We start from the raw sequence: 21845 nt of genomic DNA on the forward strand, positions 1-21845 counted from the left end.
CGACCGGACGACTCCTAGAACGGATGCCCTGCGGGAGTGGAGCGGGTGGTGGTCCAGCGAAGCTCGGTGAAGGCGTCCAGGTTCGCCTCGCCGCCGAATCGGGCACCGGTGCCCGAGACGCCGACCCCGCCGAACGGGGCGACGGCCTCGTCGTTGACCGTCTGGTCGTTGACGTGCGCGATCCCGGTCGGGATCCGATCGGCCAGGTCCAGCCCGCGCGCCGCGTCCCGGGTGACGATCCCGAGGGAGAGCCCGTACGGACCGGCCGAGGCCAGCTCCACCGCCTCCTCCTCCGTCGCGAAGGACCGTACGGGCGCGACGGGGCCGAAGACCTCCTCGGCGTAGGCGGGGGTGTCGTCGGAAACCCCCGCCAGCACGGTCGGGCGGTAGAAGAGGTCCCGGTGGGTGCCGCCCGCGACGAGCTTGGCGCCCTGTGCGGTACTGGCCTCCACCAGGGCGTGTACGCGCTCCGCCTGGGCGCGGTCGATGAGCGGGCCCAGGTGGACCGGCTCGCGGTACGGGTCCCCCACCGCCAGGGCCTCGGCGCGCACGGCGAGCCGCTCCACGTACTCGTCGTAGAGCGAGGCGTGCACGAGGTGGCGGCCGGCGGTCATGCAGATCTGGCCCTGGTGGAAGAAGGAACCCCAGGAGGCCTGCGCCACGGCGGCCTCGACGTCCGCGTCGCGGAGCACGACGAGAGCGGAGTTGCCGCCCAACTCGAGGTGGGCGCGGGTGAGATGACGGCCCGCCAGTTCGCCGACGGACCGGCCGGCGGCGGTGGATCCGGTGAAGGAGACCACCCGGACCCGGGGGTCGGCGACCACCGCGGCCCCCGTCTCGGCGCCGCCCGGCAGAACGTGCAGCAGCCCGCCCGGCAGCCCCGCTGCGGCGAAGACGGCGGCGAGGGCGAGGCCGCCGCAGACGGCGGTGCGCCGGTCCGGCTTGAGCAGCACCGCGTTGCCGAGGGCCAGCGCGGGCGCCACCGAGCGGATCGACAGGATCAGCGGGGCGTTGAACGGGGCCACGACCCCGACCACCCCGGCCGGCACCCGGCGGGTGAACGAGAGCCGGGGCGCCTCGCTCGGCAGCACCTGCCCGGTCGGGCGGGAGGCCAGCGCGGCGGCCTCGTAGCACTCCTGCGCGGCGACGTGCAGTTCGAAGTCGGCCTTGCCGGGTATCGAGCCGGACTCGCGCACCAGCCATTCCCGCAGTTCTTCGGCGTGCGCGGTGAACAGGTCCCCGGCGCGGCGCAGCACGGCCGCCCGCTCGAGGTGGGTGGCGTGCGCCCAGTCGCGCTGCGCGGCCAGGGCCCGTACGGCGGCCTCCGCGACATCGGCGGGCGCGGCCAGGTCGATGGTGGCGAGGGTGCGGCCGGTGGCGGGTTCGACGACCGGGGCGGCGCCGCCGGTGAGGGTGGGTCCGTCCTGCCAGAGCGTCGGATCGAGGAGCGGCATGGCGCGGGGCCTCCGGGTGGGGATGGCGGGTGCGGGGGGCGGCAGCACGCGCCATCGTGCCAGACCGAAGGCTCCACTTCTGTTCAGTTATTGGGCAGTTGACATGTGACCGTGACCGGAAACGATCGACACCCCCGGGCCTGGGGCAGGTTCAGCGCTCCAGGACGAGCGCGATGCCCTGCCCGACCCCGATGCACAGCGCCGCCATGCCGGTACCGGAGCCCGCCGCCGCCAGCTGGTGCGCGACCGAACCGGCCAGCCGGGCACCCGACGCGCCGAGCGGGTGGCCGATCGCGATGGCGCCGCCGCGCGGGTTGACCACGGCGGGGTCGAGCTCCGGCCAGGCCGCCAGGCAGCCCAACGCCTGGGCGGCGAAAGCCTCGTTGAGCTCGAAGGTGGTGAGATCGGCGAACTCGCGGCCGGCCTTGCCGAGCGCCCGCTGGACGGCGTCCACCGGGCCCAGCCCGAAGAGCTGGGGCTCGATTCCGGTGACGGCGGAGGCGCTGATCCGGGCGAGTGGCTCCCGGCCGGTGGCGGCCAGTCCCGCCTCGTCGGTCAACAGCAGTGCGGCGGCCCCGTCGTTGAGCGGGGAGGCGTTGCCGGCCGTGACCGTACCCCGGCCGTCCGTACGGAAGGCGGGCTTCAGCCGGGCCAGCGCCTCGGGCGTGGAACCCTCCCGGATGCACTCGTCCCGTACCAGGTCCACGCCCTCGTACGGCACGACCTCGTCGTCGTACAGACCGGCGGCCCAGGCGGCGGCCGCGTTGCGGTGGCTCTCGAGGGCGAAGGCGTCCTGCGCCTCGCGGGTGATGGCGTACTTGTCGGCGACGAGTTCGGCGCCCTCGCCGAGGGAGACGGTCCACTCCGCGGGCATGCGCGGGTTGGTCATCCGCCAGCCCAGGGTGGTGGACCACATCTGCTGGTGGCCGGCCGGGAAGGTGCGTTCGGGCTTCTGCACCACCCAGGGGGCGCGGGTCATCGACTCGACTCCGCCCGCGATGGCGACGGAGGCGTCGCCGAGCGCGATGGCGCGGGCGGCCTGGATCACGGCTTCGAGGCCGGATCCGCAGAGCCGGTTGACCGTGACCCCGGGGACGCTCACCGGGAGGCCGGCCAGCAGCACCGCCATGCGGGCGACGTCGCGGTTGTCCTCGCCCGCGCCGTTGGCGTCACCGAAGACGACGTCGTCGATGCGCGCCGGGTCGAGGTCGGGCGTACGGTCCACCAGCGCGCGGACCACGTGCGCGGCGAGGTCGTCCGGCCGGACTCCGGCGAAGGCCCCGCCGAACTTGCCGATCGGGGTGCGGACGGCGTCGACGACGTAGACGTCGCGGACGGTGCGGATGCTCATGGGGTCGCTCCTGGGCGGATCCGTACGGGCGGTGGCGCTTCGGTGCGTGTGTGGGCACCTCAAGACGCCGCCGGGCGCGCCCGGTGGGACGCGCCCGCAGTCTCCGTCCGCAGGTCACCGCCTGTCAACGGCCCCCGTATTCTGTCGCGCCCCGGACTCTGTCGCGAAAGTGGTCTCGGCCGCCGGCCGTCAGGTCGACTCGCGCTGGACGGCCGCGGCCGCCATCAGGTCGTGCCGCTCCGTGGCCTCCGACGGCTCCCGCACCGCGCGGTCCACCAGGGAGGCCAGGTGGTCACCGGTCGGCAGCTCGATCTGCACCGTGCTCAGCCGGGGCCGCAGCAGCCGTCCGATGAGCAGGTCGTCGGCGCCGATGACGGCGACGTCCTCGGGGACGCGCAGTCCCTCGTCCTGCAGGGCCCGCATCAGCAGCATCGCGTACTCGTCGTTGTACGCGAAGGCCGCGTCCAGGCCGAGTCCTCGCCAGCGGGCCGCGAGCGCCGCGGCCGACTCCTCGGAATAGGCCATCGGAAGGGCCTCGATCTCCGCCCCGGCCCCCGCCGCAGCCCGCACCGCCGAGCGGGCACCGGTCAGACGGGGTACGGAGAACAGCCCCAGCCCGTCCTCCTCGGGCACGATCACGCCGATCCGGCGCCGGCCGCGCTCGACCAGGTGGGCGGCGGCCCGGGCGCCGACCTCCTCCTGGTTCATGACCAGCGCGTGCGCACCCGGCACGCTGACCGGGCCCATGGTGATCACCGCGCGGGCCCCGGCCCGCTTGAGGGTGGCGACGTTGTGCGCCGAAAGCGTGATCTCGCCCAGCGAGATCACCGCCACCGGGCGCAGCTCCGCCCAGGCGCGCGCGGCCTCGTCGCCGCTGAGGCCGAGACTCCCGTACTGGACCACGGTGTAGTCGAGCCGGCGCAGCGCCCACTGGAGCTCGTTGAGGAAGGTGCTGTACAGCGGCCCGATCGGCACGTGCGAGGTGGGCAGCAGCACGATCCGGGTGTGTCCGGCGCGCAGGCTGCGGGCCGCCGCGTGCGGTACGTACCCGAGTTCCTCGGCGGCCTCGCGCACCTTGCGGCGGGTCGGCTCGCTGATGCGCACGGCTTCCGCGTTGTTCAGGACGTACGAGACCGTCGCGCGCGACACGCCCGCGAGCCGGGCCACGTCGGCGCTGGTCGGCACGGGGGCGGCGTGGGCGGCGCCGCGGGGGGCCCGGAGGCGGGTGCCGGTGCCGGCGGCTTCGGCGATTTCGATGACTGAGACATTGCCGTGGCATCTTTCCAGACCGGTTGGGGCCGGGGGCTAGCGGATGGCCGGAAACGAATGCTACACAGTGGTTACACGATTCATTGACACGTGTAACCAGGCGTCACATCCCCTTCACCGGGCGTGCCGCTTGACGTGTCCTGTCGTGTCGTCGCCCTGTCGCGCTCCGTCGCACCCCCGCCGTCGCGACAGGGCGGCGCGCCTCCTCCCCGCCCCACCCCTCATCCCTCGTACCAGCCCAGGAGGGCACCGTGGGCCTTTCCTCCCCTCCCCCGACACCGGCACCGGCACCGGCACCGGCACGGCCGCCGGCACCGCCACCGCCACCTCCGACGCGTCCGAGGCCGCCGACGCCGCCGGCACGTCCGGCCCGTCCCGCCCCGGACGCGGCCTGCTCCCGCTGCTGCTGGTCGGCAACAGCGCCATGTACGCGCTGTACGTCGGCGTGGCGGGCGTCCTGCTCGCGCTCCAGGTGGAAGACATCGATCCGGCGAACAAGGTGGCGAACTTCGGCCTGATCGCAGGGGTCTCGGCGATCTTCGCCACGGTGTTCAACCCCGTCGCCGGAGCCCTGTCCGACCGCACCGGACGGCGCAACCCCTGGATCCTCGGCGGCGGACTCGCCGCCGTACCGGCGATGTTCCTGCTCGGCTTCGCCGACACGATCCTGCTGATCACGATCGCCTGGTGCCTCGGCCAGGCCGTCATGAACATCTACCAGGCCGCCATCACCTCCGTGGTGCCCGACCGGGTGCCGGTGAACGCGCGCGGCAAGGCCTCCGCGGCCGTCGGCCTGGGCCTGCCCTTCGGCTCCACGCTCGGCGCGCTGGTCGGCGCGGCCTTCTCCGAGGACTACCGCACCGGGTACCTCGTCTTCGGCGCACTCGTGGCGGGCTCCGCGGTCCTCTTCACCGCCTGCACCCGCGAGCAGCGGCTCCCGGCCCGCGCCCCGATGCCCGTCAAGGCCCAGCTCGCCGCCTTCGTGGGCGCGCTGCGCGACCACGACTTCCGGTGGGCCTTCATCGGGCGCGCGCTGCTCGTCCTCGGATACTTCGCGGTGAGCGGCTACCAGCTCTACATCCTCCAGGACCACACGGTGCTGCCCGAGGGCATGGCGCCGGAGGCCGCGGTGGCGGTGCTGATGCCGCTGACCAGTGTGGCGATGGTCGTCTCCACGGTCCTCGGCGGCTACCTCTCCGACCGGTTCGACCGCCGCAAGCTCTTCGTGGGCGCCTCCGCGCTGCTGTCGGCGGTGGCGCTGGTGATCCCGGCCGTGTCGACCAGCTGGACCGCGATGCTGGCCTTCTCGGTCGTCAACGGGCTCGCGTTCGGCTGCTACATGGCCGTGGACACCGCGCTCGTGACGATGGTGCTTCCCAAGGCCGAGGACGCGGCCCGCGACATGGGCGTGCTCAACATCGCCAACGCCGGTCCGCAGATCGTCGCGCCGTTCATCGCCTCGGTCATCGTCTCGCTCAGCGGCGGGTACACCGCCCTGTTCGTCGTCGCGGCCGTACTGGCGGTGGCGGGCGCCCTGGCCGTGAAGCCGATCCGCAGCGTGCGCTGACCTCTGCGCGCCCTCCCGTTCGCCTCCTCCCGTTCACCTCGTTCCATGCACCTCGTTCCATTCACCTCAGAAAGGCACCACCTTGCTGCTGCACACCCAGAGCTGGGGCGAGGGCGACCGCATCGCCCTCCTGATCCACGGGATCATGGCCGACCACCGGACCTGGCGCCGGGTCGGTCCCGCCCTCGCCGACCGCGGATACCGCGTCATCGCCGTGGACCTGCGCGGCCACGGGGCCAGCGGCCGCGGCGAGTACAGCCCGCAGCTCTACGCGGACGACGTGGTCGAGACCCTCCCGGCCGGCGCCGAACTCGCCATCGGCCACTCCCTGGGCGGCCTGACCCTGTCGCTCGCGGTGGACCGGCTGAGGCCGCGGCGCGCCGTGTTCTCCGACCCGGCGTGGTACCTCGCCGCTCCGGTGGAGGGCTTCGGGCCGGAGATGCTCGCGCAGTTCAAGTCGGCGCCCAAGGAGCAGATCCGGGCGATGAACCCGCGCTGGGAGGAGGCCGATGTGGACATCGAGCGGGAGACGCTGGCGGTGTGGGACGAGGCCACCGCACTGAGCCTCGGCCCGCTGATGGGAGCCGACCTGATGCCGGCGGCGCCGGTGGTCCCCTCGCTCGTACAGCTCGCCGACCCGAGCACCCTGATCTCGGAGGAGCGCGCGGCGATCCTCAAGAGCCGTGGTTTCGAGGTGCGTTCGGTCGCCGGGGCCGGACACACCATCCACCGCGACGACTTCGACGGGTTCATGGCGTCTCTGGAGGGCTGGATCTAGTCACCCCGACCACTCCCCACTACCGTCTTCCTACCGATCGGTAATGGGGAGTGGTCGCGGTGTCCGATACTTCAGCGTCAACAGTCCCGGCGGCCGGCCCGGTCGCCCGCAGCTCAAGCTCAGGCACAGGCTCCGCAGGCGGGCCCTCGGGCCTGGTGGAGATGGCGGTGGCGCTCGCCGAAGGCAGCGTCTCCGCACGGCAGTTGACCGAGCGCGCGCTGGACCGGATCGCGGACGCCCAGCCGGCGCTCAACGCCTTCCGGACCGTACGCGCCGAGGCCGCCCTCCTGGAGGCGGACGCGGCGGACCGGCGGCTGGCCGCGGGCGAGCGGCTGCCGCTGCTCGGCGTCCCGCTCGCCGTCAAGGACGACATGGACGTGGCCGGCGAGCCGACTTCCTTCGGCTGCGGCGGGAACTTCCCCGCGAAGACCACCGACAGCGAGGCGGTACGCAGGCTGCGCGCGGCCGGAGCCGTGATCGTCGGCAAGACCCAGACGCCGGAGCTGGGCCAGTGGCCCTTCACCGAGGGCGAGGCCTTCGGCGAGACCCGCAATCCGTGGAACACCGCCTACACGCCCGGCGGTTCCTCGGGCGGCTCGGCGGCGGCGGTGGCGGCGGGGCTGGTCCCGGCGGCGCTCGGGTCCGACGGCGCGGGCTCGGTACGGATCCCCGCCGCCTGGACGCACCTGATCGGCGTGAAGCCGCAGCGCGGACGCATCTCCACCTGGCCGGAGCCGGAGTCCTTCCACGGGCTCACCGTCAACGGCGTACTGGCCCGTACGGTCGCCGACGCGGCGCTGCTGCTGGACGCGGCGAGCGGCCCGCACCCGGAGGACCTGCACCGCCCGGCCCGCATCTCGGCCGTCGAGGCGGCCCATCGCACCCCGCGCCGGCTGCGCATCGCCCTCTCCTTCGCGATGCCTTTCACGGCGACGCCCAAGTCCCTTGATCCGGAGGTCCGTTCGGCGGTGGAGCGGCTGGCCGGGCGGCTGGAGTCGCTGGGCCACGAGGTGGTCCCCGAGGATCCCCGGTACGGACCGATCGGCCTGACCTTCGTCCCCCGTGCGACCAGCGGCGTCCGGGACTGGGCGTCGCGGGTGCCGGATCCCGGGCTGCTGGACCCCCGTACGCACGAGGCCGTACGGTCGGGCCGGATCCTGGGCGGCCTGCCCCTGCGGGTGTCCCGACGGGCGGAGGCGGTACTGGCCCGGCGGGTCGGGGAGATCTTCGGCCGCTTCGACGTGGTCCTGACCCCGACGACGGCCACCCCGCCCCTGCGGATCGGAGCACTGGCCGGCCTGGGGGCGATGGCCACGGACCGGGCGATGATCGCTGCCTGCCCGTACGCCTGGACGTGGAACGTCCTGGGCTGGCCGGGGGTCAACATCCCTGCGGGCTTCACGGAAGACGGCCTGCCGCTGGGGGCGCAGCTACTGGGCCCGGCGGACTCCGAACCGACCCTGCTCGGGCTCGCGGCGCAGGTGGAGTCGGCGGAGGGGTGGGCCGAGAGGCGCCCTCAGCCCTGCTCCTGACCCGTCACCGCGTCGATCTCCACCTCGACGAGCCAGTCGGGTTCGATGAACCGGGAAACCTCCATGAACGTGCACGCAGGCCGAGTGGAGGCGAACCGCTCCCCGTGCGCCCGCGCGGCCTCCTTCCACCGCGTCACGTCGGTCAGCATGACGCGGGTCCGCACCACGTCCTCGATGGATGCCCCTGCCTCCCGCAGTGCCGTCTCGGCGATGTCCAGGCACCGCACTGTCTGCGCATAGACGTCGCCGGGCCCGACGGTGGCCCCGTCATCCCCGATCGGAGCCGTTCCCGCAACGGCGACGTACTGCCCTGCCCGCACCGCACGGGAAAACCCGACCTGCGGCTCCAACGGCGACCCTGAACTGACGATCTGACGCACATCTCCCATCTCGCCATGGTGCCAGAGCTTTCAACGGACTGTTGAAGAAAGCCGATCTGATGTAAGTTCCCTTTGGGAACTCATTGGAGCGAGAGGGGATGCCAATGGCTCAGCAGACCTGGACGGCCGTCGACGCATACTTCGACGGGCTGTTGGTCGAGGAGGACGAGGCCCTGACGGGCGCCGCGGCCGACAGCGAGGCGGCGGGGCTGCCGGCCCATCAGGTCGCTCCGAACCAGGGGAAGCTGCTCCATCTCCTCGCCCGGATCCGCGGGGCCCGCAGGATCCTGGAGATCGGCACCCTGGGGGGATACAGCACCATCTGGCTCGCCCGGGCCCTGCCTGAAGGCGGGCAGTTGGTCACGTTGGAAGTCGACGAGCGGTGCGCGGAGATCGCCGCCGCGAACATCGCCCGCGCCGGGTTGCAGGACAGCGTCGACATCCGTCACGGCAGGGCCATCGACCTCCTCCCGCAGCTCGCGGGCACCGCGCCGTTCGACCTGGTCTTCATAGACGCCGACAAGCCGTCCAATCCCGAGTACCTCGAGTGGGCGCTCAAGCTCACGCGGCCCGGCAGCGTCATCATCGGTGACAACGTCGTCCGCGACGGCGCCGTGGTCGACGCGACCAGCTCCGACCCCCGCGTGCAGGGCGTCCGCCGCTTCACCGAGCTGATCGCGGAGCACCCCCGGCTGACGGCCACCGCCCTGCAAACCGTCGGCAGCAAGGGCTACGACGGCCTCGTCATGGCCCTCGTCACGCAATGACCGCACCACTCGGGTCCCTGCTGCCGGGCAAGCGGATCCCGACCCGCTAACCTCACCCGGATGACGGCTATTTCCCCCCACGGCAACCACCACACCGACCAGCCCGGCCGCGACGGAGCCACCACCGAGGCCGATCCGCGCGCCATCGGGCCGGTGCGGACCTCCTACGCCCCGGACCCCGACGGGGATCCCGACCCCGGTGAAATCGTCTGGACCTGGGTCCCCTTCGAGGAGAACGACGGCCGCGGCAAGGACCGCCCGGTGCTGGTCGTGGCCCGGGAACCGGGCGGGCCGACGCTGCTCGCCGTACAGCTGTCCAGCAAGCGGCACGACCAGGACCGGGAGTGGGTGCCCATCGGCACCGGTCCGTGGGACAGCGCGGGGCGGGAGTCATGGGTGGACGTCGACCGGGTGCTGCGGGTGCACGAGGCGGGGATGCGGCGCGAGGCCTGCGCGCTGGACCGGGGACGCTTCCAACTGGTGGTCGACCGGCTGCGCGAGCGCTACGGCTGGCGGTAGCCGCCCGGGGGTCCCACCCGCCCGGGGATCCCACCCGCCCGGCTCCTTCGCCGCGACGCCCTCTAGCCTGGGCCGCGTACGTGATCAAGGGGAGCGGGAAAACAGTGCGCATGGAACGACACCGGGTGGACGAGGCCGCGTTGTCGGCGGCCCGTGAGGACTTCGCCAACCGGATCGGCGGGCAGGTCCACTCCATGGCGAAGGCCGGTCCGGTGACCGGCCACGAATGGTGGCTGATCGCGAAGGAGTTCCTCGACTACCTGGGCGCGCTCTCCGTCGAGAACCCCGACCTCGACACCCCGGAGGCGAAGGCGGCCCTCGGCGACGCCGCCGAGGCCGCCGCCGGAGCCGTGGCGTACGCCGCGTACTACCCGCACAACCCCTTCGACGTCTTCCTCACCTACGCGGACTTCGGCCTGCGTTACGACCCCGAGGCGGACGGCAGCCCGGAGCCCGTCGGCGCGGACCGCTGGATCGAGGCCTTCTGTCTCGCGGTTCTCGTCGGCAAGACCGAACACCACGGCGAGGCCTTCCACTTCGCCCGCCCGGCGCCTCAGCCGGGAAGTCCTTCGGCCGAGTTGATCAATGGTCTGCTCGCCTGCGTGAGCGGTGACATCGGGAAGGAATACCAGAGGGTCCCGCCGTCCCGCGAGGAGAAGCTCGCCGCGCTCGACGCCGCGCTCGCCCGGATCGGCAGTCGGCAGGCCGGGAGCGGGGAGGACCTCGCGGGCCACCCGCACAGCGCCGGACTCCGCGCGCTGCGCGCCCTGACCCGTGGCGACCGGGAGGCGTTCCGCGGCGAGTTGGCCGCGCTGCTGCTCCCGTACGCCTCCCTGGACGGAGGCCCCGCCGCCGCGCCCCGCACCCTGCTCCCCCTCCTGCCCCTGGCACTGACCGCGCTCGCCCGTCGCCTCGAGGGCTGGCAGCCCCCCATCGACACCGGCTACCTGCCGCGGGCGCTGGTCACCGGATTCGAGACCGCGGGACCGCGGGTGGCGGCGTACGGCCGGGCCCGCCGGCCGGATGCGGTCGCCGCGCTGGCCGCCGGTCCGCTGACGGTCGAGCGGCCCGCGCGCCCGCGGCCCGTCGACCCCGAGGCGGAGGCGCTGGTCGAGCAGTACGCCCGGGAGGCCATCACCCCGGCGCCGGGGGAAGCCTCCGCGGTCTGGAATCTGGCGCAGGCCGTCGGCTACCAGAAGCTCCTGTTCAAGGCACGCGCCGCGCAGTCCGCGGACGCCACGGACGCGCAGTGGGAGGGCCTTCGCCTCGCGGCCCGGCTGAGCTCCACGATCTTCCGTGCGGCACTCGCCGAGCCCGGCACCGAGGTCGAGGTGACGGTCGACGGGCAGCGGCTCGCGGTCCCGGCCGACCGGAGTGTGGAGACGGGCCCCGGGCCGTGGCACGAGGGGGTGATCCTCGCCCTGATCACAGGCCGCCGCGAGGATCTCGCCCCGTTCGTCCTCACCGGTCCCGCGTTCCACCAGGAGGACCGTTCCGCCTACGCCTCCTACCGCCGGGCCCTGCACGCCTACCTGCTCGCCGACGATCCCGAGCCCGCCACCGGCCAGGCGCTGGCCGACGCCGTGAAGGCCAGGGATTGGGGCTTCCCCGAGCCGCCGGTCGTCCTCCTGTCGCAGTTGGTCGAGGGGGACGAGGAGAGCTTCAACCTGGCCCTGCTGGACGCCCTCGAAGCCCATCGCGACCACTACCTCGTCGGGGACCGCGCCGAGCGCCCCGACACGGCGGTCGCCCTCGACGTCCTGGCGCTGGCCTGCCACGCCCGCCGCCGGGGCTGGAACATCAAGGTCTCGTCCGCCTACCTGCCGCCGCGCCTGCTCGAGGCCGCCGAACCGATCTAGCCGAAGGCCCGCTCGAAGGCCTCCCGGGTCTCCGGCTTGCGGTCAAGGATCCCGAACACCACCCGGTCGAACACGCCCGCGAAGCGGTCCGCCAGCAGCCCCCGGAAGGCCTCCGCCACCACCGCGGGCTCGTTCTGGAACACCCCGCACCCCCACGCGCCGAGCACCAGGCACCGGTAGCCGTGCAGGGCGGCCACCTCCAGGACGAGCCCGGCCCGCCGTACCAGCGCCCCCGGGATCTCGGCGGCCCGCTCCGGCTCCTGGCGGCGGATCGTGCCCGCGTTCGGCGCCGGCGAGGTCAGGAAACCGACCTGGAACGGGGTCTCCAGCAGCTCGCCGCGGTCGTCGCGGAAAACGGGGACGCCGGGCGAGTGAATCACCCGGTCGGTGTAGAAGGTGCTGCGCTCCGCGCGGTGGATCTCGTAGTACTCCGGAGCCTGAAGCAGGGTCTCGTACAGGGCCGAGGCGCGGCACAGCGCCTCCTCCTGGGCCTTGGCACCGCGGACGTAGCCGCCCCCGGGATTCCGGGCCGAAGCGAAGTTCAGCACCGCCACCGGGGCGCCCTCCGCCGCGAGCCTGCGGGCTGCGACCGTACTGCTCTCCCCGGTGACCTCGACGGCCGTCTCACCCCCTCACCCGCGATCTCCCCGCCTGGAATCACCCGGTTTGGTCCATATATCCTGGTTCCTGCCTTGGCTTCCGCCAGGGCGGCGGCCAGTTCGACCCGCCGTCCCGACCGCGTCCGGTAACCGCCGGCCGCCACGATCTCCGCATTTTCCCGCGCGATCTCACGCAATCTGCTGCTCACACCAGCATCCTGCGCACCACGCCCCCCAGAGGTAAAAGGATTTTGCAGGCGACAGACGGGTAGGCACGGGTGATGTCACGAGCGATGTCACGACCGACGACAGGAGAAGAGGACCCGGTCATGCCCATGAACTCACCCGCTCCCCCGCCCTCGCCCATATCCGAGAGCCAGGCCGAGGATCTGATCCACGGCATCTGTTTCAAGACCGGCCCGCCCCGCCTCCTCGGTGCCGAGCTCGAATGGCTCGTCCTGGACGCCGAGCGGCCCGGTCGGCCCCCGTCCCCCGAGCGGCTGCACGCCGCGCACGCCGCCGCTCGCGCCCTGCCCCTGAACTCCCGGGTCACCGTCGAACCGGGCGGCCAGTTGGAGCTCAGCTCGGCCCCCGCCACCTCCCTCAGCGGCTGCGTGAACGGCCTCCAGGCCGATCTCACCGCCGTACGGGCCGCCCTGCTCGCCCAGGGCCTGGTCCTGGAGGGAAACGGCCGGGATCCGCGCCTCCCCCATCGCCGGCTGCTGGCCAGCCCGCGCTACGACGCGATGGAGGCCTACTTCGACCGCACCGGCCCGGCCGGGCGCACCATGATGCGCGCCTCCGCCTCCGTGCAGGTGTGCGTCGATGCCGGGTACGAGGAGCCCGGCGCGCTCGGCCACGGCCGGCGCTGGCGGCTCGCGCACCTGCTGGGCGCGGTCCTGGTGGCCGCGTTCGCCAACTCCGCCGTGTCCGAGGGTCCGTACGCCGGCTGGCGGTGTGCCCGCCAGGGGAACTGGGCGGACATCGACAGCCGACGCTCGCTCGCCCCGCCGCCGGACGTCCCGCCGCGGGACGGCTGGACCCGGCACGCGCTGGACACCGAGGTGATGTGCGTGCGGTCGTACGACGGCGAGCCGTGGACGATCCCGCAGGGCCTGACCTTCCGCGACTGGCTGCGCACGGGCGGCGATCCGGCGTACCCGGGGCTGCGGCCCCCACCGCGGAGGACCTGGACTACCACCTGACCACGCTGTTCCCGCCGGTGCGGCCGCGCGGCCACCTGGAGCTGCGGATGATCGACGCGCAGCCCGGCGACGACGGCTGGCTGGTCCCGGTGGCCGTCGTGCACGCGCTGTTCGACGATCCGGAGGCCTCGGAGACCGCGTACCGGGTGACCAAGGCGCTGGCCGACACGTACGGCTCCGCACCCGCGCCCCGCAATCCGCTGTGGCGGTCCGCCGCCCGGCGCGGTCTGAGCGATCCGGAGCTGCGGGCCGCCGCCAAGGCCTGCTTCCGGGCCGCCTCCGAGGCGCTGCCCCGGCTCGGCGCGAGCGCCCACGTCCGGGAGACGGTCGGCGCCTTCACCGAGCGCTTCGTGCTGCGCGGCCGCTGCCCGGCCGACGACCCGCCACGGCTGCAGTCCGCCGGTGCCGGGAAGGAGGCCGGCCGATGACCACCGAATCCCACCCCGGCCTGCGGGAGCGGGCGGCCGCCGCACTGACCGCCGCGCGGGCCCGGACGGCCGCGCTCACCGACCCGGTGACCGACCAGGACCTCACCGCGCAGCACTCGCCCCTGATGTCCCCGCTGGTCTGGGACCTGGCGCACATCGGGAACCAGGAGGAGCTCTGGCTGCTGGGCCGCGTCGCCGGACGCGAGTCGCTGCACCCCGAGATCAACCCCTCTACGACGCGTTCGAGCATCCCCGCTCCGAGCGGCCGAAACTGCCGCTGCTCGGGCCCGCGGAGGCCCGCCGGTACGCGGCCGAGGTGCGCGGCCGGGTCTTCGACCTGCTGGAGCGCACCCCGCTGGAGGGCAGCGCGCTGCTCGACGACGGTTTCGCCTTCGGGATGATCGCCCAGCACGAGCAGCAGCACGACGAGACGATGCTGATCACCCATCAGCTCCGGCGGGGCGAGCCCGTGCTGACGGCTCCGGAGCCCGAGGCCCCGTACGAGGCGCCACTGGTGGCCGAAGTCCTGGTGCCGGGCGGCCCGTTCACCATGGGCACCTCCACCGAGCCGTGGTCACTGGACAACGAACGGCCCGCGCACCCCCGGGACACGGCGCCGTTCTGGATCGACACGGTGCCGGTCACCAATGCAGCGTACGAGGCGTTCATCGCGGACGGCGGTTACCGCGAGCCCCGCTGGTGGGCCGCGGCGGGCTGGCGGCAGATCCGCGAACACCACATCGAGGCACCGCTGTTCTGGCACCGGGAGGGCCCCGGGGACGGCCAGTGGCTGCGCCGCCGCTTCGGGGTGACCGAGCCGGTGCCTGGCGACGAACCGGTGCTGCACGTCAGCTGGTACGAGGCGGACGCCTATGCCCGCTGGGCGGGGCGCCGGCTGCCCACGGAGACCGAGTGGGAGAAGGCGGCGCGGCACGATCCGGCCACCGGCCGCTCGACCCGCTATCCGTGGGGTGACGCCGATCCGACGTCCGCCCACGCCAATCTGGGCCAGCGCCACCTGCGTCCGGCTCGGGCGGGCAGCTACCCGGCCGGGGCCTCCCCGCTCGGGGTGCGCCAGCTGATCGGCGACGTGTGGGAGTGGACGGCCTCCGATTTCCTGCCCTACCCGGGGTTCCGGGCCTTCCCGTACCGCGAGTACTCGGAGGTGTTCTTCGGCCCCGAGCACAAGGTGCTGCGCGGCGGTTCCTTCGCGGTCGACCCGGTGGCCTGCCGGGGCACCTTCCGCAACTGGGACCTTCCGGTGCGCCGGCAGATCTTCTCGGGCTTCCGCACCGCGAGGGACGTCTGATGTGCCGTCATCTCGCCTACCTGGGCCCGGAGATGGCGCTCGGGCGGCTGCTGTGCGACCCAGAGCACTCGCTGGTGCACCAGTCCTGGGAACCGCGCCGCCAGCGCAGCGGCACGGTCAACGCCGACGGCTTCGGCGTCGGCTGGTACGCGGAGGGCGACCCGGTGCCCGCGCGCTACCGCCGGGCCGGGCCGATCTGGTCCGATCTGACCTTCGCCGATCTCGCCCGCGTGGTGCGCAGCGGGGCCGCGCTGGCCGCCGTACGCGATGCCACCCGGCCCGGGGCCGACGGGGAGGCCGCGGCGGCTCCGTTCGCGGACGGGCGGTGGCTGTTCAGCCACAACGGCGCGATACGGGACTGGCCGGACGCGGCGGCCCCGCTCGCGCTCGGCCTGCCGCCCGAGGAGCTGCTCCAGTTGGAGTCGCGCACCGATTCGGCGCTGATCTGGGCGCTGGTCCTGCACCGGCTGCGGTCCGGGGAGGAGCTGGGCGCGGCGCTGGCCGGGACGGTCCTGGAGCTGGCCGCGGCCGCTCCCGGTTCGCGGCTGAACCTGCTGCTGACGGACGGCGCGGCCATCGCCGCGACGGCCTGGGGCGATTCGCTCTGGTACCTGGTCGACGCGGATGCGCGGCGCACGGTGGTGGCGTCCGAACCGTACGACGACGACTCCCGCTGGTACGAGGTACCCGACCGGACCCTGCTGACCGCCACCTGTACCCGGGTCGATCTGACCCCCTCAAGGAAACCCCGTCGGGGGAGAAGGAGCGCCCGTGAGTGACTTCCAGATGACCCGGACCCTCGACGAGCACGCCGCCGAGGCGGCGCTACGCGCGGACGTGCTGCACGGGCTGACGCAGAATCCGAAGGTGTTGCCGCCGAAGTGGTTCTACGACGCGCGGGGCAGTGAACTCTTCGAGGAGATCACCCGGTTGCCCGAGTACTACCCGACGCGCGCGGAGCGGGAGATCCTGCTCGAGCGAGCGCAGGAGATCGCCTCGGCGAGCGGGGCGCGGACGCTGGTCGAGCTGGGCTCGGGATCCTCGGAGAAGACCCGGCACCTGATCGAGGCGATGCCCGCGCTGGACACCTACATCCCGGTGGACGTGAGCGAGAGCGCCCTGGCCGGTGCGGCCGAGACGCTGCTGGCGGCTCATCCGGGGCTGCGGGTGCACGCCCTGCTGGCCGACTTCACGAGGGCGATGCAGCTGCCCGAAACGCCCGGACCCCGGCTGGTGGTGTTCCTCGGCGGCACGATCGGGAACCTGCTGCCGCCGGACCGGGCGGTGTTCCTGGCGTCCGTACGGGCGATGCTCTCGCCCGGGGACACGCTGCTCATCGGAACGGACCTGGTCAAGGACGAGGCCGTGCTGGTGGCGGCGTACGACGACGCGCAGGGGGTGACGGCCGAGTTCAACCAGAACGTGCTGGCCGTGATCAACAGGGAGTTGGGCGCGGACTTCCACACCGCCGACTTCGCGCACGTGGCGGTGTGGAACCGGGAGCAGGAGTGGATCGAGATGCGACTGCGTGCCCGGTCGGAGCTGCTGGTGAAGATCCGGGCGCTGGATCTGGTGGTGCCGTTCGCGGCGGGTGAGGAGATCCTGACGGAGGTGTCCGCGAAGTTCCGTCAGGAGGGCGTGCGCAAGGAACTGGCATCGGCGGGGCTGGAGTTGGTCCAGTGGTGGACGGACGCGGCGGGCCGTTTCGCGCTGTCCTTGTCGGTCGCCGACGGCGCGGAGCGCTGAGTCGGGATGCCGGGAAGGGACGCGGCTGAGGTGATCGCCGTCTGAGCCGCGGCCGCGAGGTCCCGCCGGTCCGCGTACCGGCCCGGCGGGATCCGCGGCAGCAGTGTGACCTCGGCCCGCACTCCCCGGGCCCGCGCGATCCGCCAGAGCGAGGCGGTCAGCGGGTCGTCCCCGACGAAGGCGGGCTCCCCGGCCGTGTCCCCGTCGCACCGCAGGTACGCGAGGCGAATGGGCTGTACGGGGACCCGCGCGTCCAGTGCCGACTGGAAGGCCGCCCTGCGGAAGGGCCCCTGGGCGCGCCCGCACCAGGTGGAGCCCTCGGGGAAGACGGTGACCCGGTCACCGGCCAGCAGCGCGCGGGTCATGGTCTCGACGGTGGCGGGCAGGGCACGGATGCGCTCGCGTTCGATGAACAGGGTCCCGGACTGTCCGGCGAGGCGGCCGAGGACCGGCCAGGCCCGGATGTCGCTCTTGGCGAGCATCCGGCAGGGCATGACGGCGGCGACGAGCGGGATGTCCAGCCAGGAGATGTGGTTGGCGACGATCAGGCGCCCGCCGCCCTGGCCGGGGCTTCCGTGCACGGTGATGCGTATGCCGAAGGCCCGGACCAGCGCGGCCGACCAGGCCCGCACCACCGCGTGCCGGGGCCCGGCCGGCAGCAGCCGCACCGGCGGGGCGCCGAGGATCCCGGCCAGGATCAGGAACACGGCGGCAACGAGCCGGAGCACCGCGAGCGGGATGCTCGCCGTGCGCCCCTCGTGGCCGGCGCAGGCCTCGGGGGTGCAGGGCGAGGTGGGCAGCCAGACGCTCATGCGCCCGGGACGAGCGAGAGGAAGTGCTTGAGGTAGCGCGGGTTCGTGCGGCGCAGGGAGAGCAGCACGTACAGGTCGGCGCAGCCGAACTCGGCGTCGAGGGCGGGCTCGCCGCAGACCCAGGCACCCAGGCGCAGGTAGCCGCGCAGCAGCGGGGGCAGTTCCATGCGGGCGGGGAAGGTGATGCCCTCGGGGTTCCAGGGGAGGTGGGGGGTGACCCGGTACTCCTGGGGGGCGGAGGCGCGGGCCAGGGCGGCCTCGCGGGTGGCGGCTGCCAGGACCCCGCCGTCGGCGAGCGGTATCGAGCAGCAGCCGGCGAGCCAGTTGTGCCCGGAGCGGTCCATGTAGCGGGCGAGGCCGGCCCAGATCAGGGCGATGACGGCGCCGTTGCGGTGGTCGGGGTGGACGCAGGAGCGGCCGACCTCCACCAGGTCGGGGCGGATGGGGGCGAGGGCGGAGAGGTCGAACTCTCCCTCGGAGTAGAGGCGCCCGGCGACGGCGGCACGCTCCGGGGAAGCAGCCGGTAGGTGCCGACGACCTGCTCGGTCTCCTCGTCCAGGACGAGGAGGTGGTCGCAGTACGCGTCGAAGGCGTCGATGTCGAGGCCGGGCTCGGGCCCGTCCAGGCGGGCGCCGAGCTCGCCGGCGAAGACCTGGTGGCGCAGCCGCTGGGCTGCGCGCACCTCGGTCTCGTTGCGGGCGAGCCGTACGGCGTAGCGGGGGCCCTGGGCGGGGGCGGGGGCACTGCCGGTGGCGGGGGCGGTGGCGGTGCCTGTCGCGGTGACTGTTGCGCTGGCTGTGGCGGTGGGGGAAAGGGGGACGGGGACAGGGGTGCGATGGTCATGGCGGCTCCTGATCCGGGCGCGGAGAGCCAGGCCGGCAGGTGTGCGACCTGGCTCCTTTACTTCTTCCGTGACCGGCTGGATTCGACATGACCGCTCAGCGGCACGCGGATGTGCGGACGCTGAACTCGGTGGTGGAGCAGGTGGCGGACTCGGTGGCTCCGGGGGTGAGCGGCGGGTAAGCGGCGGCTCAGCGGTCGGAGCTGAGCACCTTGCTGATGGTCTCGGAGGCCGTCCGGGCGGCCTGCTTCGGGTCCTGCCCGGTCAGGACGGCCGTCATGAAGGGCTTGATCGGGTTCTTCGCCTCGATCTCGGCCCAGCGGGCGGACTTCGGGGTGGCCCGGCCCTGGGCGGCGCCCACGGCCATGGTGGCGGCGCCCTCGTTGCCCTCGACCACGTGCGCGAGGGTGGTCTTGTTCGGTACGTAGCTCATCGTGCGGGCGAGCTCGGTCTGCCACCTCTCGCTGACCAGGGCCGTGATCACGTCGACCGCGTTCCTGCGCTGCTTCGTGCGCTCCGGGATGATCAGGTCCGAGCCGCCGGTGAACACGGCGCCCGCCTTGTCGGAGGTCTTGCCGGGGATGGGGAAGTAGCCGAGCTTGCCCTTGAGGGCGGGGTTGGCGGCCTCGATCTCGGCGACCTGGCCGGGCGGGGCGATGATCTGGGCGACCTCGCCGCGGGCGAACACCTCCGACTGCGGGGGCGTCTCCTCGTCCGCGTCCTTGGGCCCGTCGCCGAGGGCCTGGAGCTGCTTGTAGAACTCCATGCCGGCCAGGGCCTTCTCGTCGTCGAGGCTGCCGACCCACCGGCTGCCGGTCTCGACGGCGAGGTCGCCGCCCTCGTCCCAGATGAAGCCGGCGAGGACGTACCAGTTCTGGCCGGCCAGGTAGATGCCCTGCTGCTCCGCCTTGTCGAGCTTCTGGGTGGCCTGGACCCACTCGGCGCGGTTCCTGGGGGTGTTCTTGATCCCGGAGTTCGCGAAGAGTTCCTTGTTGTAGATCACCACCCGGTTGGCGGCGTACCAGGGGACTCCGTACTGGGCGCCGTCGATGCTTCCCGGGTCGGAGAGGCCCTTGAGCCAGTCCTTGCTGCCCCATTCGCGCAGCCCTTCGAGGGTGAGCTCGGAGAGGCCGCCGGTCTCGATGTACTGGGCGACCTGGGTGTTGCCGACCTCGATGACGTCGGCGCTCTCCTTGCTCCTGCCCTCCAGCACGGCGTTGACCTTCTCGCCGATGCCCGTCCACTCCTGGATCCTGACGTCCAGGTCGACGCCGGGGTGCTCCTGCTCGAAGGACGCGGTGAACTTCCCGATGAAGTCTTCCGAGGCGCTGCCCTTCATCAGCCAGAGGGTCACCTTCTGCGCACCTCCGGCCGGGTCACCCGACTGGCCGCAGCCCGTCAGGGCGGTCACGGCGGCAAGGGCGGTACACACGGCAAGGAAGCGCATCTTCACGAAAGGTCACCTTCTGGGGACGGATCTCGGATGGCTTGAAATTGGCATAGACCAATAGGCGGGTCAAGGGCCTTTCGCTCGGGACTGTTCACGCAAAGTTCGCGGAGCCGGACTTACTGGGGCACCGTAGAACGAGGCAAAAGCCACCCAGCGTCGGGAGACCCCCATGTCCAATCACACGTACCGGGTGACCGAAATCGTCGGCACCTCCCATGAGGGCATCGATCAGGCCATCCGCAACGGGATCGCCCGTGCGGGCCAGACCGTGCGCAATCTCGACTGGTTCGAGGTCGTCCAGGTGCGCGGGCACCTCGAGAACGGCGAGATCGCCCACTACCAGGTGGGGCTCAAGGTCGGCTTCCGCCTCGACGGCGAGGACTGACCCGGGCGTTCACCCGGGGCGCGCTCGCCCCGGGCCTTCCGGCCGTGCTCAGGTCCGCCCTTCGCCCTCCTGGGCGGCCTTGAGCTCCGGTGCCTCCGCCGCCCAGTCGGCGAGGACCACCCGGAAACCGGCGGCGCGGGCGGCCTGGCAGACCAGTTCGTCGTCGTCCACGAGCATGCGCACCTCCCGGCCCCGGGCGATCCGCTTCAGCACCTCCAGCTTGGTCGTCCGGGCCGGGCGCCGGTCCTGGTTCCCGCGCATCCACACCCGGCCCTCGGGCAGCCCGTGCCGCGTGAGCCAGTCCACGGTGTCCGCCCGGCACCGCTCCGGGCGCCCGGTCAGGTAGACCACCTCGCAGTCGGCCGCGCTCTCCACCGCCAGGGTCACCCCGCGCCCCAGCGGCGGATCGGCCGGCGCCGCACCGAAGAAGCCGCTCCAGTCGCGGGGACGGCGCTCCAGGAAGTGCTGGCGGTGGCCGGTGTCCGCCAGGGTGTTGTCGATGTCGAAGACGGCCAGCGGCCGGTGGGTGTTCTCAGTCATCCCGCAACCCTAGGGAATCCTCGCGGGCCCCCGGCGTTGAGACCTGTGTGATCCGAAAACTCTTCCGACTCTCCATACTCGACCGGTCCCGCACCCGCGAGGGCCACCCGGCCCCCGAGGCCCTGCGGGACACCGTGGACCTGGCCCGGACGGCCGAGGAGCTCGGCTACCACCGCTTCTGGGTTTCGGAGCACCACAGCGTGCCCGGCGTCGCCGGATCCGCGCCGGCCGTGCTGGCCGCAGCCGTGGCCGGAGCCACCCGGCGGATCCGGGTCGGCACCGGCGGGGTCATGCTGCCCAACCACCAGCCGCTGGTGGTCGCGGAGCAGTTCGGGGTCCTGGAGGCGCTGTTCCCCGGCCGGATCGACATGGGGCTCGGCCGTTCGGTCGGCTTCACCAACGGCATCCGGCGGGCCCTGGGCCGCGACACCGGGGACGCCGACCGGTTCGAGGAGCAGCTGGCCGAGCTGCTGGGCTGGCTCGACGGCAGCCAGCAGGCCCATCCGGAGGTGCACGCGCATCCCGCCGAGGGGCTGCGGATCCCGGCGTACGTGCTCGCCACCGGCGAAGGGGCCGGGATCGCCGCCCGGGCCGGGCTGCCGATGGTGGTGGGAGACCTGCGGGCGCGCGGCCGGGTCACGGACATCATCGAGACGTACCGCAAGGAGTTCCGGGCCTCCGCATGGGGCGCGGAGCCGTACGTGGTGGTCTCGGGGACGGTGGCGGTCGCCGCCACCACCGCGGAAGCCCGGCGGATGCTGGTCCCCGAGGCCTGGTCCCTCGCGTACTCCCGCACCCGGGGCAGCTTCCCGCCGCTGCGGCCGGCCGAGGAGGTCGAGGCCCTGTCCATGACCCCGAAGGAGCGGGAGCTGTACGAGGGCGCGCTGACCGGGCACATCCACGGCACGGAAGAGCAGGTCGCGGCGGAGCTGGCCGAGGTCGCCGCGCTGACCGGCGCCGACGAGCTGCTGGTCACCACCTCCACCTACGACCGGGCGGCGCTGCTGGACTCCTACCGCAGACTGGCCCGGATCGCGGGCCTCTGAAGGGCCTC

General features: G+C 73.1%; 17 protein-coding genes and 4 pseudogenes. 12 read left to right on the forward strand and 9 right to left on the reverse strand.

Annotated elements, in window-relative coordinates:
• Window positions 1-14 precede the first annotated feature (14 nt).
• The 3 genes from JIW86_RS08005 to JIW86_RS08015 form a co-directional block, all read right to left on the reverse strand.
• Window positions 15-1454, reverse strand: a complete 1440-nt coding sequence (locus tag JIW86_RS08005) for an aldehyde dehydrogenase family protein (RefSeq protein WP_257553150.1) — start codon at window positions 1452-1454, stop codon at window positions 15-17.
• 151 nt (window positions 1455-1605) lie between these two features.
• Complete coding sequence (locus JIW86_RS08010) at window positions 1606-2805, reverse strand: thiolase family protein (protein WP_257553151.1); 1200 nt, start codon at window positions 2803-2805, stop codon at window positions 1606-1608.
• Window positions 2806-2994: 189 nt separating this feature from the next.
• Window positions 2995-3990, reverse strand: a complete 996-nt coding sequence (locus JIW86_RS08015) for a LacI family DNA-binding transcriptional regulator (RefSeq protein WP_257553152.1) — start codon at window positions 3988-3990, stop codon at window positions 2995-2997.
• Window positions 3991-4219: 229 nt separating this feature from the next.
• On the opposite strand from JIW86_RS08015, the gene JIW86_RS08020 reads away from it, so the two are divergent.
• From JIW86_RS08020 to JIW86_RS08030, 3 genes are all read left to right on the forward strand, one after another.
• Window positions 4220-5641: an MFS transporter gene (locus JIW86_RS08020; RefSeq protein WP_257553153.1), complete on the forward strand. Its 1422-nt coding sequence runs from the start codon at window positions 4220-4222 to the stop codon at window positions 5639-5641.
• Between the two features lie 82 nt (window positions 5642-5723).
• Window positions 5724-6419, forward strand: a complete 696-nt coding sequence (locus JIW86_RS08025) for an alpha/beta fold hydrolase (protein WP_257553154.1) — start codon at window positions 5724-5726, stop codon at window positions 6417-6419.
• Window positions 6420-6580: 161 nt separating this feature from the next.
• Window positions 6581-7951 carry an amidase gene (locus tag JIW86_RS08030; protein ID WP_257559249.1) on the forward strand — a complete coding sequence of 457 codons (1371 nt, stop codon included), beginning with the start codon at window positions 6581-6583 and terminating at the stop codon, window positions 7949-7951.
• Here JIW86_RS08030 and JIW86_RS08035 read toward each other — a convergent pair.
• Window positions 7936-8340, reverse strand: coding sequence for a RidA family protein (locus JIW86_RS08035; RefSeq protein ID WP_257553155.1), 405 nt, complete (start codon window positions 8338-8340; stop codon window positions 7936-7938). The genes JIW86_RS08030 and JIW86_RS08035 overlap by 16 nt on opposite strands.
• Window positions 8341-8435: 95 nt before the next feature.
• On the opposite strand from JIW86_RS08035, the gene JIW86_RS08040 reads away from it, so the two are divergent.
• The 3 genes from JIW86_RS08040 to JIW86_RS08050 all read left to right on the forward strand — a co-directional run bounded on the left by JIW86_RS08040 (window position 8436) and on the right by JIW86_RS08050 (window position 11476).
• Complete coding sequence (locus JIW86_RS08040; RefSeq protein ID WP_257553156.1) at window positions 8436-9098, forward strand: O-methyltransferase; 663 nt, start codon at window positions 8436-8438, stop codon at window positions 9096-9098.
• 60 nt (window positions 9099-9158) lie between these two features.
• Complete coding sequence (locus JIW86_RS08045; protein WP_257553157.1) at window positions 9159-9617, forward strand: type II toxin-antitoxin system PemK/MazF family toxin; 459 nt, start codon at window positions 9159-9161, stop codon at window positions 9615-9617.
• Between the two features lie 110 nt (window positions 9618-9727).
• The gene (locus JIW86_RS08050; RefSeq protein ID WP_257553158.1) at window positions 9728-11476 is read left to right on the forward strand and encodes an immunity 49 family protein; all 1749 of its coding nucleotides are present in this window, start codon (window positions 9728-9730) and stop codon (window positions 11474-11476) included.
• Here JIW86_RS08050 and JIW86_RS08055 read toward each other — a convergent pair.
• A pseudogene (locus JIW86_RS08055) lies at window positions 11473-12284 on the reverse strand (TIGR02452 family protein). The gene JIW86_RS08050 and the pseudogene JIW86_RS08055 sit on opposite strands and share 4 nt — an antisense overlap.
• A 120-nt stretch (window positions 12285-12404) precedes the next feature.
• Between JIW86_RS08055 and egtA the strand changes: the two are divergent.
• The 4 genes and pseudogenes from egtA (at window position 12405) to egtD (ending at window position 16763) form a co-directional block, all read left to right on the forward strand.
• Window positions 12405-13708 (forward strand): annotated as a pseudogene (gene egtA, locus JIW86_RS08060) (ergothioneine biosynthesis glutamate--cysteine ligase EgtA).
• A pseudogene (gene egtB, locus JIW86_RS08065) lies at window positions 13705-15017 on the forward strand (ergothioneine biosynthesis protein EgtB). Before egtA ends, egtB begins: the two co-directional pseudogenes overlap by 4 nt.
• Window positions 15017-15796 carry an ergothioneine biosynthesis protein EgtC gene (gene egtC / locus JIW86_RS08070; RefSeq protein WP_257553159.1) on the forward strand — a complete coding sequence of 260 codons (780 nt, stop codon included), beginning with the start codon at window positions 15017-15019 and terminating at the stop codon, window positions 15794-15796. Before egtB ends, egtC begins: the two are co-directional and overlap by 1 nt.
• Window positions 15789-16763, forward strand: coding sequence for an L-histidine N(alpha)-methyltransferase (gene egtD / locus JIW86_RS08075; RefSeq protein WP_257553160.1), 975 nt, complete (start codon window positions 15789-15791; stop codon window positions 16761-16763). The genes egtC and egtD overlap by 8 nt, the downstream gene beginning before the upstream one ends.
• On the opposite strand, the gene JIW86_RS08080 is transcribed toward egtD, so the two are convergent.
• From JIW86_RS08080 to JIW86_RS08090, 3 genes and pseudogenes are all read right to left on the reverse strand, one after another.
• Entirely contained in the window at window positions 16646-17575 is a 930-nt protein-coding gene (locus JIW86_RS08080) for a lysophospholipid acyltransferase family protein (RefSeq protein ID WP_257553161.1), read from the reverse strand. The genes egtD and JIW86_RS08080 overlap by 118 nt on opposite strands.
• Window positions 17572-18431: pseudogene (locus JIW86_RS08085) on the reverse strand (GNAT family N-acetyltransferase). The gene JIW86_RS08080 and the pseudogene JIW86_RS08085 overlap by 4 nt, the downstream one beginning before the upstream one ends.
• 175 nt (window positions 18432-18606) lie before the next feature.
• On the reverse strand, window positions 18607-19869 hold the full coding sequence (locus JIW86_RS08090; RefSeq protein WP_416237536.1) for an extracellular solute-binding protein: 1263 nt from the start codon (window positions 19867-19869) through the stop codon (window positions 18607-18609).
• A gap of 166 nt (window positions 19870-20035) precedes the next feature.
• Between JIW86_RS08090 and JIW86_RS08095 the strand changes: the two genes are divergently transcribed.
• The gene (locus tag JIW86_RS08095) at window positions 20036-20251 is read left to right on the forward strand and encodes a dodecin (protein WP_215149263.1); all 216 of its coding nucleotides are present in this window, start codon (window positions 20036-20038) and stop codon (window positions 20249-20251) included.
• 48 nt (window positions 20252-20299) lie between these two features.
• On the opposite strand, the gene JIW86_RS08100 is transcribed toward JIW86_RS08095, so the two are convergent.
• Window positions 20300-20791 carry a hypothetical protein gene (locus tag JIW86_RS08100; protein WP_257553162.1) on the reverse strand — a complete coding sequence of 164 codons (492 nt, stop codon included), beginning with the start codon at window positions 20789-20791 and terminating at the stop codon, window positions 20300-20302.
• A 47-nt stretch (window positions 20792-20838) separates the two neighbouring features.
• Between JIW86_RS08100 and JIW86_RS08105 the strand changes: the two genes are divergently transcribed.
• Window positions 20839-21837: an MsnO8 family LLM class oxidoreductase gene (locus JIW86_RS08105; RefSeq protein ID WP_257553163.1), complete on the forward strand. Its 999-nt coding sequence runs from the start codon at window positions 20839-20841 to the stop codon at window positions 21835-21837.
• The last annotated feature ends 8 nt before the right edge of the window (window positions 21838-21845 follow it).

The sequence above is a fragment of the Streptomyces sp. NBC_00162 genome (assembly GCF_024611995.1).
GTDB lineage: Bacteria > Actinomycetota > Actinomycetes > Streptomycetales > Streptomycetaceae > Streptomyces.

What these genes read in the sequence shown, in the direction of transcription:
- JIW86_RS08005 (WP_257553150.1), bottom strand. Translation starts at nt 1,454, where the DNA reads ATGCCGCTCCTCGATCCGACGCTCTGGCAGGACGGACCCACCCTCACC.
- JIW86_RS08010 (WP_257553151.1), bottom strand. Translation starts at nt 2,805, where the DNA reads ATGAGCATCCGCACCGTCCGCGACGTCTACGTCGTCGACGCCGTCCGC.
- JIW86_RS08030 (WP_257559249.1), top strand. Translation starts at nt 6,581, where the DNA reads ATGGCGGTGGCGCTCGCCGAAGGCAGCGTCTCCGCACGGCAGTTGACC.
- JIW86_RS08035 (WP_257553155.1), bottom strand. Translation starts at nt 8,340, where the DNA reads ATGGGAGATGTGCGTCAGATCGTCAGTTCAGGGTCGCCGTTGGAGCCG.
- JIW86_RS08040 (WP_257553156.1), top strand. Translation starts at nt 8,436, where the DNA reads ATGGCTCAGCAGACCTGGACGGCCGTCGACGCATACTTCGACGGGCTG.
- JIW86_RS08045 (WP_257553157.1), top strand. Translation starts at nt 9,159, where the DNA reads ATGACGGCTATTTCCCCCCACGGCAACCACCACACCGACCAGCCCGGC.
- JIW86_RS08050 (WP_257553158.1), top strand. Translation starts at nt 9,728, where the DNA reads ATGGAACGACACCGGGTGGACGAGGCCGCGTTGTCGGCGGCCCGTGAG.
- egtC (WP_257553159.1), top strand. Translation starts at nt 15,017, where the DNA reads ATGTGCCGTCATCTCGCCTACCTGGGCCCGGAGATGGCGCTCGGGCGG.
- JIW86_RS08080 (WP_257553161.1), bottom strand. Translation starts at nt 17,575, where the DNA reads ATGAGCGTCTGGCTGCCCACCTCGCCCTGCACCCCCGAGGCCTGCGCC.
- JIW86_RS08095 (WP_215149263.1), top strand. Translation starts at nt 20,036, where the DNA reads ATGTCCAATCACACGTACCGGGTGACCGAAATCGTCGGCACCTCCCAT.
- JIW86_RS08100 (WP_257553162.1), bottom strand. Translation starts at nt 20,791, where the DNA reads ATGACTGAGAACACCCACCGGCCGCTGGCCGTCTTCGACATCGACAAC.